We start from the raw sequence: 12,492 nt of genomic DNA on the forward strand, positions 1-12,492 counted from the left end.
CGTTCCATGGGCATGAAGCGCACAGTCGAGCCCAAGGTCCTCTACTTCGGTACGCCGGTTGTCCTGATCAGCACGCGTAATCCGGACGGCTCCACCAATCTCGCCCCGATGTCTTCCGCCTGGTGGCTCGGGTACCACGCCATGCTCGGGATGGGCACGAGCGCGCAGACCGTCAAGAACCTCGTCGACCGGCCGGAGATCGCCCTCAACCTGGTCGATCCGGCCATGGTCGCGGCCCTGGACCGGATCGCCCTGCTCACCGGCTCGGAGGAGATGTCGGACGCCAAGCGCGCCCGCGGCTACCGCTACGAACCGGACAAGTTCGCCGCCGCCGGACTCTCCCGTACGACGGGCGCGCTGACCGGGCTGGACCTGGTCGCGGAGAGCCCGATCACGATGGAGGGCCGGATCGAGGCCATCCATCAGATCGGTGCTGCCGACAACCACCTGTGTGCACTGGCGATGAAGGTCGAGCAGGTCCAGGTCGAGGAGGACCTGCTGATGAGCAACGACCGCTACATCGATCCACTCGCCTGGGACCCGCTGATCATGAAGTTCACCGAGTACTTTGCCGGTGGAGTTCCGGCGTACGAGTCGTCATTGGCTCGGGGCTGGGAGATGCCGAAACTGAACGTCGCCGGATAACCGTGCACGCCATCCCGCCGATCACCAGCGCGGCCGCGATCGCCTGCTGGAGCCCGACCGTCTCACCGCGCAGCAGCCACGCCGCGGCCATCCCGACGATCGGTACCAGCAGCGAGAACGGCGCCACGGTGCTCGCGTCGTACTGGCGGAGCAGGTAGCCCCAGATACCGAAGCCGAACAGCGTGGCGACGAAGGCCAGGTACGCCAGCGCACCAACCCCGGTGACGTCGATCCCCCGCAGGGCATCGAGGTCGGCGCGCGGTCCTTCGGTGAGCAGCGACAACAGCGTCAGCGGTACGACGGCGACCGCGCTCACCCAGACCATGAACCGCAGCGTGTCCGGCGGCTTGGCGTACCGGGTGATCGTGTTCGAGACACCCCAGCAAGCGCCTGCCAGGATCACCAACGCGAGCGCACCGAGCGGCGCCGACAGGCCGTGGTCGAACACGATCAGCAGCATCCCGCCACACGCGATCGCGATCCCGGCCACCTGAGCCGGCCGCGGTCGCTCCCGCAGCACGGTGATGGCGAAGATCACGGTGAAGATCACCTGGCTTTGCAGCACCAGGGAGGCCAGCCCGGCCGGAACTCCGCGGTCCATGGCAATGAAGAGCAGCCCGAACTTCGCGACGCCGAGCGCCAGCCCGACCCCGATTACATAACGCCACGCGACCCGAGGCCGGCCGAGAAAGAAAATGGCCGGTACGGCGGCGAAAAGAAAGCGCAAAGCGGAGAACAACAGTGGCGGGAAATCCTCCAGCCCGACCTCGATCACGACGAAGTTGACGCCCCAGGCGACCACGACGGCGAGGGCAAGCAGGAGGTCACGAGGTTTCATGCAGTCAGTCTGGATCCGGACTAGACTTAAGGACCAGCACCGATTGCTACCGCCCTCGATGTAGGAGTGCTACATGATCGATCTGGGCCGTCTCCGCGCCCTGTACGCCGTCGCGCAGTACGGCTCGGTCAACCGGGCGGCCGAGGTCCTTGGCTACACACCGAGTGCGGTGTCGCAGCAACTGGCCAAACTCGAGCGCGAGACCCGGACCACGCTGGTCGAGCGGCGAGGTCGTGGCATTGTCCTCACGGACGCGGCGCTCCAGCTCGCGGCCACGGCGGAACGCATCCTCGAACTGGTCGAGGATGCCGAGCTGACGCTGGAAGAGCAACGTGGGCAGGCGATCGGGACGCTGCAGATCGCCGCGTTCCCGACCGCGGCGCGCGGGTTGTTGCCGACGGCATTGAGCCGGTTGATCGACGAGCACCCGGCGCTCGACGTACGGGTCAGTGAGACCGACCCTTATGAAGCCGTTGCCGCGGTCAACCGTGGCGAGGTCCACGTCGCGGTCGTGCACGACTGGCACAACACACCACTCGCGCTGCCCGAGGGATTGTCCCGGGTGAAACTCGGTTCGGACCCGGCCGACGTACTGGTGCCGGCAGCGCATCGCCTGGCAGGCAAGGAGTCCGTCCGCGCCGAGGATCTGATCGGTGAGCGATGGATCTGCCAGCCGCCGGGATCCATCTGTCACGAGTGGCTGGTCCGCACGATGCGCCGGGCGGGCGCCGAGCCGGACTTCGCCTATTCAGTGGCTGAGTACCAGACCCAGCTCGCGATGCTTGCCCAGGGCATCGGCATCGGCCTGGTCCCGCGGCTGGGCCGGGGTCCGCTGCCCGACGGAGTGGTCGTCGTACCGCTCCAGCCGGAGCTCAGCCGACGGGTCTATGCCGTCTGGCGGAACGTCACTTCGCGCCGGCCGGCGATCGTGGTCACGCTCTCACTTCTCAAGCGGGCTTGGCCGGAACGCGCCACCGCGTGATCGAAATTGATCACATCGCGCGATCCGTTGACAACGCTCCGCGCCGATATTAGGTTCCGTTGAACTATCAGGAAACTTTCCTATTAGTTATGTAACTACCTCCCCGCCCCCATGTATCAGGAGGCAGTCAATGATGCGTTCCCTGACGGCCGGAGTTCTCCTCACCGCGGCCGCCCTGTTCCCCACCCTCCCAACCAGTGCGGCACCAGCAGCCGATACCCCGGTCTCCCGCAACGGACAGCTCCACGTCTGTGGTCTGAAGCTCTGCAACCAGAACAACCAGCCCGTGCAGCTGCGCGGCATGAGCACGCACGGCATCCAGTGGTACGCCAACTGCATCAAGACCGCGTCGCTGGACGCTCTGGCCACCGACTGGAAGGCCGACATCCTCCGGGTCTCGATGTACGTCGCCAAGGGCGAGGACGGCTACGAGACCAATCCGCGCAAATTCACCGACCTCGTGCACGGCTACATCGAGGAAGCCACCACGCGCGGCATGTACGTGCTGGTCGACTGGCACCAGCTCACCCCCGGCGACCCGAACATCTATACGGAGAAGGCGAAAACCTTCTTCGCGGAGATCGCGAGCCGGCACAAGAACAAGAACAACATCATCTACGACATCGCCAACGAGCCGAACGGCGTCAGCTGGGCGCAGATCAAGTCGTACGCCGAGAAGGTCATCCCGACCATCCGCGCCAACGACCCGGACGGCGTCGTCTTCGTCGGCACCAAGGGCTGGTCGTCCCTCGGGGTCTCCGAGGAGAGCGACGAGAAGGACGTGGTGAACAACCCGATCAACGCGTCCAACATCATGTACACGTTCCACTTCTACGCCGCGTCCCACCACCAGGAGTACTTCGACGCGCTCTCCCGGGCGTCGACGAAGATCCCGCTCTTCATCACCGAGTTCGGCACCCAGAACTACGAGGGCGAGGGCGCGAACGACTTCACCTGGTCGAAGAAGTACCTGGACTTCCTGGCCGGCAAGCAGATCGGCTGGACGAACTGGAACTTCTCCGACGACGAGCGCTCCGGCGCCGTCTTCAAGGAAGGGACCTGCGCCGGCAACAACTTCACCGGTACGGCGAACCTCAAGGAGGCCGGCATCTGGATCCGGGACAAGATCCGCAACCGCGGAGTCGCTCCCGAGGCCGAGCCGCAGGCGACCATCAACGTCAGCACCGCCGCCCAACTCAAGACCGCACTGACCGATGCCAAGCCCGGTGACACCATCAAACTTGCCGACGGCACCTATACCGGCAACTTCAAGACGACGGTCAAGGGCACGTCGTCCGCGCCGATCACACTGACGGGCTCGAAGAACGCCGTACTGAAGGCAAGTGGTGGGTACGGCCTGCACCTGAACGGTGCCAGCTACTGGAACGTCAACGGCATCAGCATCACCGGCGGCCAGAAGGGCATCATGATCGACACCGCCACGCGTGTGACGATCGACGGTGTGACCGTCTACGGGCTCGACATGGAAGGTGTGCACTTCCGGAACAGCAGCACGTACGGCGTGATCAAGAACTCGCGCATCTACGACACCGGCAACGACGGCCGGGGCATGGGCGAGGGCGTGTACGTCGGGAGTGCGGGCGGTACGTCGGACAAGTCCGACAACGTGCAGATCCTGGACAACGTCATCGGACCGGATGTCGGCGGCGAGGCGGTCGACCTGAAGGAGGGCACCACCGGCGGCCGGGTCGCCGGGAACTCCTTCGACGGCAAGGGCCTCACCGGCGCGAACTACGACGACAGCTGGATCGATGTCAAGGGCAACAACTATGTCATCGAGAACAACACCGGCAAGAACACCACCAACAACGGGTTCGAGACGCACACCCAGCAGTCCGGCTGGGGCTGCGGGACGGTGTTCCGCGGCAACAAGTCCGACCTCACCGGCGCCACTGGTGACGGCCGGTACGCCTTCAACATCACCAACTACAACGCGTCCAGCTGCAAGGTCACGATCGACCGGAGCAACACCGTCACCGGCGGCCGCGGCCTGACCAACCCGGGCATCCCGGTCAGCTGAACACCTGCTCGCGTGGGCCTTGTCCCGGGCTCACGCGAGCACCCGCCGGCCGCACCGCCCCGCGGCCGGCGGGAACCAGCATCCGGAACTTGGCCTCGGTGTCCTCGTCGGCCGCGGTGTAGACGTTCACCCGGAACTGACCGCCCTGCGTGATCCACAGCAGCGCCGGCTCCACCCGCAGCAGCCCCACCTCGGGATGATCGACAAGCTTCACCCTGGTGCTGGGCGCGGCGACGTCGTACCGCTCCCAGTAGGTCGCGAACTCCGGCGACCGGGCGAGCAGTCCCTGGGTCAGCTCCTGCCACGGAGGTTCGGTGAGGTGGTTGGCCATGGCCGCGCGGTAGGCGGCGACCATGTGCAGCCGGATCGACTCACCGTCGACGAAATGGCAGTGCCACTGGTCGGAGACGAAGTTCAGCCAGAGCATGTTGCGCTCCTCGATCGGGATCTCCCGCAGATCCAGCACCACCTGGCAGTAGGCGTCGTTGAACGCGAGGATGTCCCACCGCTCGTTCATCACGATCGCCGGGTACGGCGAGACCGCGTCCAGCGTTCTCTGTACCGCCGGCGGCAGCGCCGTGCACTCCCCCGTGGCCGGGCCCACGCGCAGACCGGCGAGGGTGAAGAGGTGGTTGCTCTCGAGCCGCTCCAGGTGCAACGCCCTGGCGACCGCCTCGAGCACCTGCGCGGAGACGTTGATGTCCCGGCCCTGCTCGAGCCAGGTGTACCAGGTGACCCCGACCCCGGCCAGCAGTGCCACCTCCTCGCGCCGCAACCCCGGCGTACGGCGTCTGAGTCCCGGAGCGAACCCGACTTCCTCGGGCTGGATCCGCTCCCGCTGGGTACGCAGGAAGAGGCCCAACTCCCGTCGGCGTGCGTCCTGACTGGCTGTCATGGTCTTATGGTGCCTCGCCGCGCAGCCTGGTGCCAGGTGGTGTCGGTAATAGGATAACCAGGCTCTCACCACCAGGATCCAGTCGCGCGCAGCCTGGTACTCATGACTGCCCAACTCACCGCCACCCGGCCGCCGGCGACCTCGCTGGCACCGGCGGCGCTCACTGCACTTCTCTTCGGCTCCCTGCTGCCGATGCTCTCGTTCTTCATGGTCAACGTCTCGCTCCCCGCGATCGGTGCCAACCTGCACGCCAGCGCAGGGTCACTGCAGCTCGTCGTCGGCGCCTACGGCATCGCGGCGGCGACTCTGCTCGTCGTCGGAGGCCGGCTCGGTGACGGCTTCGGCCGCCGCCGTCTGTTGCTGCTCGGTCTCACCGGGTTCGCCATCGCCTCACTGGTCTGCGCGATCGCACCGTCCGTGTCGGTACTGCTGCTCGCCCGGATCGTCCAGGGTGCGTCGGCTGCTGCGGTCACGCCACAGGTGCTTGCGTCCATCACCAGCCTGATGACCGGTGAGCACCGTACTCGCGGGATGGCCCTGTTCGGCGTTGCCAACGGCATCTCGGCTGCACTGGGCCAGATCCTCGGCGGCGTCCTGACCGACGCGAACCCGTTCGGGCTCGGCTGGCGCTCGGTGTTCGTCGTACTGGCGCTCGGTGCGCTCGTTGCGCTGATCGCGGTCGCCGCCACTGTCCCGGACACCAAGGCGGTCGAGGCGCATCGCGTGGACCTCGTGGGGGCCGGACTACTCGCTCTCACCCTCGTACTCCTGCTGCTGCCGCTCACCGAGGGCCGTGCACTGCACTGGCCGCTCTGGACGTGGCTCAGCCTGGCGGCCGTCGTACCGGCTGTAGGTCTGCTCGCACTGCACCAGCACTGGGCTGAGCGGTCAGGTCACGCGCCACTGATCCCGCCTTCGGTACTGCGGCATCGGGCGATGCGGATCGGCCTGTTGATGGCGGTCGGGTTCTTCACCAGCTTCGGCGGCTTCATGTTCGTCTTCGCCATCGCCACCCAGGCAGGCGCTCACATGTCAGCCCTGGAAGGCGGTCTGAGTCTGTTGCCACTGGCCATCGGCTTCCTGATCACCTGCATCTGGGGCCCCGCCCTCCAACGCCGGTACGGCGTCGCCATGGTCATCGTGGGCTGGATCATCAACGCAGCCGGCTACGTACTGCTGGCAATCACGGCCCTCACCCTCTGGCCGGACGTGACCGTCCTCAAACTCGCCCTCCCCATGCTGATCGTCGGCATCGGCAGCGGCCTCGTCATGATCCCCATGATCGGCGTCGTCGTCAGCCAGGTCCCACCAGCCCAAGCAGGCCTGGGCAGCGGCATCCTGCTCACCAGCCAGCAAACCTGCCTAGCCCTAGGCGCCGCCACCGTCGGCACCGTCTTCCTCTCCCTCACCACCACCTCCTGGGGCTTCCGCGGCGCCCTAGCCGCCGTAGCCCTCGGCCTGGCCGTCATCGCCGTTCTGATGGCACCCGTCACCAACCAGCTCCGCCGCACTACCAGTGGGAAGGGCGAGTGACTGCTTGCGGGAGCTTCGTCGCGGTGTCGCCGTGGGCGGCGTTGATTTGGGACTGGGTGAGGAAGAGGGCGCCGGTGAGGTCGGCGCCCCGGAGGTTGGCGTCGCGGAGGTCGGCGCCGATCAGGTCGGCCTGGCGGAGGTTGGCGTTCGTCAGGTCGGCGGCGATCAGGTAGGCGCCGCGGAGGTTGGCGTTGGACAGGTCCGCGCCGCGGAGACGCTTGCCCATCAGGTCGGCGCCGCGGCGTTCCTTGGACTTGGGTTGTTTGCCGCGGACGAGCTTGCTGGTCTTGAGGAGCAGCTCGTTGACGACGGATCGCTCGGCCATCACGTCGACGGCGGCCAGGTCCGTCGTACGGCTGACCTCCTCGACGCGGGCGAACGCCGTACGGAGGTCGGCGTGGAGAGGCGCGGTCGCCTTGTAGGTAAGGGCTTCGGTGAGATACCAGAGCAGCTCGTGCAACTGGCGGAGGATCGGGAGGGCCGCGAACATGTCGGCCCCCGGCTGATCGCGCCAGCTCTTGCCTGCACGGCGGGAGATCTCTTGGCCAGCGCCGAAGCAGTCGTACACCGTGCAGCCCTGGAAGCCCTTCGAGCGCAGCTCGGTGTGGATCCGGCACCGGAACGCGTCATCCAGATTCCGGCACGCCTCGCCCGCCGGCTTGTCGATCGCGAAGTCGGCGGACTTGCTGAACGTCAGCGCGACGCAGCAGAGGCCGAAGCAGCTGCTGCAGTCGGCTCTAAGCTCAGTTTTGGTCGGCAACCGTCTGGCCGGTACGGCGCCAGCGGATGCCGGCCTCGACGAACTCGTCGATCTCGCCGTCGAAGACGCCCGAGGTGTTGCCGGACTCGTACTGCGTCCGGAGGTCCTTCACCATCTGGTACGGGTGCAGGACGTAGGACCGCATCTGGTCGCCCCACGAACCCTGGACGTCACCGCGCAGCGAGTCGATCTGGGCCCGCTCCTCGGCCTTCTTCAGCGCGAGCAGCTTGGCCTTCAGGATGACCATCGCCGACGCCTTGTTCTGCAGCTGGGACTTCTCGTTCTGACACGTCACGACGGTGCCGGTCGGGATGTGCGTGAGCCGGACCGCGGAGTCGGTCGTGTTGACGCTCTGACCACCCGGACCGGACGACCGGTAGACATCGATCCGGATGTCTTCGTCCGGTACGTCGATCTCGTCGGTCTGCTCGAGCACCGGGACGACCTCGACCGCGGCGAACGACGTCTGCCGGCGGCCCTGGTTGTCGAACGGCGAGATCCGGACCAGCCGGTGCGTCCCGGACTCCACGCTCAGCGTTCCGTACACGTACGGCGCCTTGACGGCGAACGTGGTCGACTTGATCCCGGCCTCTTCCGCGTACGACGTGTCGTAGACCTCGGTCGGGTATCCGTGCCGCTCGGCCCAGCGCAGGTACATCCGCTGCAGCATCTCGGCGAAGTCCGCCGCGTCGACACCACCGGCGCCGGAACGGATCGTGACCAGCGCCTCGCGCTCGTCGTACTCGCCGGAGAGCAGTGTGCGGACCTCGAGCGACTGGATCGCCTTCGCGACCGCGCCGAGCTCCTTCTCCGCTTCGGCGACGCTGTCGGGGTCGTTCTCCTCGCGGGCGAGCTCGATCAGCACGCCGAGGTCCTCGACCCGCGACCGCAGCCCGGTGACGCGCTCCAGATCGGCCTGCAGGCTGGACAGCCGGGACGTCACCTTCTGCGCGTTCGCCTGGTCGTCCCACAGGTCCGGCGCGGCGACCTTCTCGCCCAGGTCGGCGATCTCCGCGCGCAGGGCAGGGAGATCGAGCACCTTCTCGATCGAGGTCAGCGTCGCGTCGAGCTGCTTGAGCTCAGCATCAAAATCCAGTCCAGCCACAACCATGCAGCGTACCCGCTAACCCCTAGCGGCCGTTAAACCGTTTCTGAGGATGCTGAACACCTCGGCCACTACTTGCTCCAGCTGTTCCTGCGCCTGAACCAGCTCGGCGGCCGACGCGTCATCCGGCAGGATCCGCATCAACTCCTCCTCGAACACATCCTGAGCAGCGGCGTACTGACCCGCGAGCAGGCGGTTGCGCAGCCGCTCGTCCGATCGCTCATCGAGAGCTTCCGCCAGCGTCAGCACCAGCTCGTCGATCTGAACCCGCCGCCGGGCCAGCAACGCCGGGCTGCCCTCGATCGTGCGGACGAACTGCTTCCAGGTCGCCAGATGCCCGACCTCGAGCCGCTCCCGGATCGACGCCAGGTAATGCGCCTCGAGCGCCTCCAGCGGATCACCCGCCGACTCCCGCACCGCGCGCGCCGGTCCGCGCCACCAACCCTCCTCGTCGAAGAACAGGTCCTCCTTCGTCGGGAAGTGGTTGAAGACCGTCTGTACGGCGACGTCCGCGGCCCGCGCGACCTCGGCCACGGTCACCGCGTCGAAGCCGCGCTCGAGGAACATCCCGGTCGCGACCTGCGAGATCGCAGCCTTCGTCTGCTGCTTCTTGCGTTCCCGCCGACCAAGCTCCATTGGACAACCGTAGAGCACACTGCTTTACTGAGACCAATCTTGTAGTCACTACATCTTTGGAGCTCTTCCAATGACTATTCTCGTCACCGGCGGTCGCGGCGCGATCGCCCGCGCCGTCACCACCGGCCTGATCGCCGCCGGCCAGGACGTCCGCGTCGGCAGCAAGGACCCGTCCGGCATCCCCGGCGCGGTCGCCTACGACGCCACCAACCCGGCCCCTGCCCTCGAAGGCATCACCCAGGTCTTCCTGTACTCCGACCGCTCCGCCCCGGGCGCCTTCGTCGCCGCCGCCGAAGCGGCCGGCGTGAAGCAGGTCGTACTGCTCTCTTCGCTGTCCGCGCTCGACGGTCCGCAGGACCCGCACGCCAAAGCCGAGCAGGCCGTCACCGTCGGCTCGTACGCAACCACCCGCCTGCAGCCAGGCGCCTTCATGAGCAACGCGAAGTTCTGGTCGTACCAGGTCCGCGCGACCGGCCAGATCCGCCTGCCCTACATCGACGCCGAGGAAGCGCCGATCCACGAGCAGGACATCGCAGACGCCGCCCTTCGCGTCCTGCTCGACGGCCCGGCCAACGGCCACGACGGCCGCGGCTACCCACTCACCGGCCCCGAGTCGATGACCCGGCGCGCTCAAATCGCCCACATCACCGAGAGCACCGGCGTACCGATCGAGGCCGTCGACCTCACCCCTGACGAGGCACGCGCCGAGATGCGCATGCCCGACGAAGGTCAGCGCGAGACCCTGCTTGCTTACTGGGCCTCGCGCGTCGGCTCACCGCACCCGATCGAGCCCGGCGTCGAACTCCTCACAGGTCACACCGCACGCACCTGGCAGACCTGGCTGGCGGACCACCCAGGCCTGTTCGGCTAACGACCCTGGAGCGCCTTGACGTTGTCGCCGAAGGTCCAGTTCTTGGAGCCGTCCCAGTTGATGGACCAGGTCATCAGGCCCTTGAGCTGGCCGTTGAAGCTGTTCCAGGACTGGGAGACGAGGGACGGGGACATGTAGCCGCCGCCAGCGCCGTTCTGGGCGGGGAGGCCGGGGACCTGCTTGTCGTAGGGGACGCGGATGGTGACGCCTTGGATGGTCAGGCCGTTGTTGAGGCAGGTGGTCTGGGCGACGAAGCCTTGGACAGTGCCTGCGGAGTACGAGTCACCGGAGCAGCCGTACATGCTGCCGTTGTAGTACTGCATGTTGAGCCACCACAGCCGGCCGTTGTCGGCGTACTTCTTGATGATGGGTAGGTACGAACCCCAGATCGAGCCGTAGGTCACGCTGCCGCCGGTCACGTACGCCGTCTCGGGAGCCATCGTCAGCCCGAAGTTCGAGGGCATCTGGGCCAGGACTCCGTCGATGATCCGGATCAGGTTGGCCTGTGACGTCGAGAGCTGGTTGATGTTGCCGCTTCCGGTGAGGCCGGTCTCGATGTCGATGTCGATGCCGTCGAAGTTGTACTGCTTCAGGATCGGTACGACGGTCGCTACGAAGCGGTCGGCGACAGCGGACGAGCTCAGGTCGATCCCGGCGGCCGCGCCACCGATCGACATCAGGATGGTTTGGCCGGCCGCCTTCGCCGCGCACATCTCGGCCGGAGTGGCGACCTTCACGGTCGCGTCCATGCCGTCCTCCCACTTCACGGTGCCGTCGGAGAGGATCACCGGGAAGGCTGCGTTGATCACGTTGTAGCCGTGCTGGCTGATCCTGCTGTCCGTGATCGGCGTCCAGCCGAACGGCGGGTGAACGCCGTTCGAGGAGCCGTCCCAGTTCTCCCAGTAGCCGTGCAGCACCTTGCCGGCTGGGCGGGACTTCACCGCGCAGGTCGCACCGCCGGGCGGCGGGGTGGTGGGAGGCGTGGTCGGCGGATCGGTGGGCGGCGCGCTGTCACACGCGCCGAGGTCGAGCCAGAGTGACGGGGCGGCGACCGGGTTCCAGCCGGATCCGGGCGGCGCGGTGTGCGCCGAGCGGGCTTGGTACGTCCGGCTCTGGTAGCTCACCTTCGCGCCCGCAGCGTAGGCAACTCCCTCAGCCCAAGCGGGCGCCGTACAGGCTGCTTGCACCGACGTTCCGCCGGCCTGAGCGACCAGCCCGGCCGTGGCGAAGAGGAGCCCCGCGGCGAAAGCACTCGCGAGAACAACGCCGACCCGTCGTTTCATGGCAGCTCCTCATTCAGATATGTAGCGACCTTTCGTTTACCGTAAGGCGCTACTCCTCGGATCGCCACGACATGTCGGAAACCCGCCACGAAGGTTCAGGGCAGGATCGAGTCGACGTAGCCGCCGTCGACGCGAACGGCGCCGCCGGTGGTGGCCGAGGCCAGGTCGGAGCTGAGGTAGACGACCAGGTTGCCGATCTCCGGCGGCTCGATCAGGCGCTGGATCAAGGAGTACGGGCGGTGCTCGCGCATGAACTGGCGCTGCGCGTCGTCCCACTCCTGGTCGTCGCCGACCAGCTCGTGCACGAAGTCCTCGACGCCGGGCGTGTGGGTCGGGCCCGCGATCACCGAGTTGACCGTGACGCCGGTACCGGCCGCGGCCTTCGCGTAGCCGCGGGTCACCGCCAGCAGCGCCGTCTTCGTCACGCCGTAGTGCACCATCTCGACCGGCGTCACGATCGCCGAGTCGCTCGCGATGTTGAGCACCCGCCCGTGACCGCGCTCGGTCATCCCCGGCAGGTACAGCCGGATCAGGCGGATGGCGGACAGCACGTTCACCTCGAAGTAGTGCCGCCACTCGTCGTCATCCACCTCGAGCACCGGCTTGGCGCCGAAGATCCCGAGATTGTTGACCAGGATGTCCAGGTCCGGAACCTCGGCCTGCAGGTGCTCAGCACCTTCACCCGACGCAAGGTCAGCCGCTACCGCGGTCACCTCAGCACCCGGTACGTCGTTCCGTACCTGATCCGCCGCTGCTTCCGTCTTGTCGGCCGTTCGCCCGTTGACCACGACCGCCGCTCCGGCCCGGGCCAGTTGGGTGGCGATCGCGAGCCCGATCCCCTGACTCGATCCGGAGATCAGGGCCTTCCGTCCACTCAGATCGATCTGCATCTCCCCATGGTGC

At 66.9% G+C, this 12,492-nt stretch carries 12 protein-coding genes; 5 read left to right on the forward strand and 7 right to left on the reverse strand.

All coding sequences use genetic code 11. The features are described from left to right. Positions 1-12: 12 nt before the first annotated feature. Positions 13-645, forward strand: a complete 633-nt coding sequence (locus tag ACIA49_RS03725) for a flavin reductase family protein (protein ID WP_396375538.1) — start codon at positions 13-15, stop codon at positions 643-645. Here ACIA49_RS03725 and ACIA49_RS03730 read toward each other — a convergent pair. Beyond that, on the reverse strand, positions 557-1,483 hold the full coding sequence (locus ACIA49_RS03730) for an EamA family transporter (RefSeq protein ID WP_396375539.1): 927 nt from the start codon (positions 1,481-1,483) through the stop codon (positions 557-559). The genes ACIA49_RS03725 and ACIA49_RS03730 overlap by 89 nt on opposite strands. Before the next feature lie 73 nt (positions 1,484-1,556). On the opposite strand from ACIA49_RS03730, the gene ACIA49_RS03735 reads away from it, so the two are divergent. Further along, positions 1,557-2,465 (forward strand): LysR family transcriptional regulator, encoded by a 909-nt coding sequence (locus ACIA49_RS03735; RefSeq protein WP_396375540.1) that lies wholly within the window; start codon positions 1,557-1,559, stop codon positions 2,463-2,465. 133 nt (positions 2,466-2,598) lie between these two features. Further along, positions 2,599-4,506: a cellulase family glycosylhydrolase gene (locus ACIA49_RS03740; protein ID WP_396375541.1), complete on the forward strand. Its 1,908-nt coding sequence runs from the start codon at positions 2,599-2,601 to the stop codon at positions 4,504-4,506. Here the strand turns inward: ACIA49_RS03740 and ACIA49_RS03745 are convergent. After that, positions 4,499-5,401, reverse strand: coding sequence for a helix-turn-helix transcriptional regulator (locus ACIA49_RS03745; RefSeq protein WP_396375542.1), 903 nt, complete (start codon positions 5,399-5,401; stop codon positions 4,499-4,501). The two genes, ACIA49_RS03740 and ACIA49_RS03745, sit on opposite strands and share 8 nt — an antisense overlap. A 102-nt stretch (positions 5,402-5,503) precedes the next feature. Here ACIA49_RS03745 and ACIA49_RS03750 point away from each other — a divergent pair, with 102 nt between their 5' ends. Further along, entirely contained in the window at positions 5,504-6,934 is a 1,431-nt protein-coding gene (locus tag ACIA49_RS03750) for an MFS transporter (protein ID WP_396375543.1), read from the forward strand. Here the strand turns inward: ACIA49_RS03750 and ACIA49_RS03755 are convergent. The 3 genes from ACIA49_RS03755 to ACIA49_RS03765 are packed head-to-tail and all read right to left on the reverse strand — an operon-like array spanning position 6,912 to position 9,435. Continuing rightward, positions 6,912-7,694 carry a pentapeptide repeat-containing protein gene (locus tag ACIA49_RS03755; protein WP_396375544.1) on the reverse strand — a complete coding sequence of 261 codons (783 nt, stop codon included), beginning with the start codon at positions 7,692-7,694 and terminating at the stop codon, positions 6,912-6,914. The genes ACIA49_RS03750 and ACIA49_RS03755 overlap by 23 nt on opposite strands. Then, on the reverse strand, positions 7,678-8,799 hold the full coding sequence (gene prfB, locus ACIA49_RS03760; protein WP_396375545.1) for a peptide chain release factor 2: 1,122 nt from the start codon (positions 8,797-8,799) through the stop codon (positions 7,678-7,680). Before prfB ends, ACIA49_RS03755 begins: the two co-directional genes overlap by 17 nt. A gap of 18 nt (positions 8,800-8,817) precedes the next feature. Beyond that, complete coding sequence (locus tag ACIA49_RS03765; RefSeq protein ID WP_396375546.1) at positions 8,818-9,435, reverse strand: TetR/AcrR family transcriptional regulator; 618 nt, start codon at positions 9,433-9,435, stop codon at positions 8,818-8,820. Between the two features lie 70 nt (positions 9,436-9,505). Here ACIA49_RS03765 and ACIA49_RS03770 point away from each other — a divergent pair, with 70 nt between their 5' ends. Continuing rightward, a complete protein-coding gene (locus tag ACIA49_RS03770) occupies positions 9,506-10,306 on the forward strand; it encodes an SDR family oxidoreductase (protein ID WP_396375547.1) in 801 nt (266 codons plus the stop codon). Here the strand turns inward: ACIA49_RS03770 and ACIA49_RS03775 are convergent. Both ACIA49_RS03775 and ACIA49_RS03780 read right to left on the reverse strand, forming a co-directional pair. Continuing rightward, entirely contained in the window at positions 10,303-11,589 is a 1,287-nt protein-coding gene (locus ACIA49_RS03775; RefSeq protein ID WP_396375548.1) for a carbohydrate-binding protein, read from the reverse strand. The two genes, ACIA49_RS03770 and ACIA49_RS03775, sit on opposite strands and share 4 nt — an antisense overlap. A gap of 95 nt (positions 11,590-11,684) precedes the next feature. Beyond that, positions 11,685-12,479, reverse strand: coding sequence for an SDR family NAD(P)-dependent oxidoreductase (locus ACIA49_RS03780; protein WP_396375549.1), 795 nt, complete (start codon positions 12,477-12,479; stop codon positions 11,685-11,687). Positions 12,480-12,492: the final 13 nt, after the last annotated feature.

This window comes from Kribbella sp. NPDC051587 (genome assembly GCF_044453945.1).
In the GTDB taxonomy this organism is placed as follows: domain Bacteria; phylum Actinomycetota; class Actinomycetes; order Propionibacteriales; family Kribbellaceae; genus Kribbella.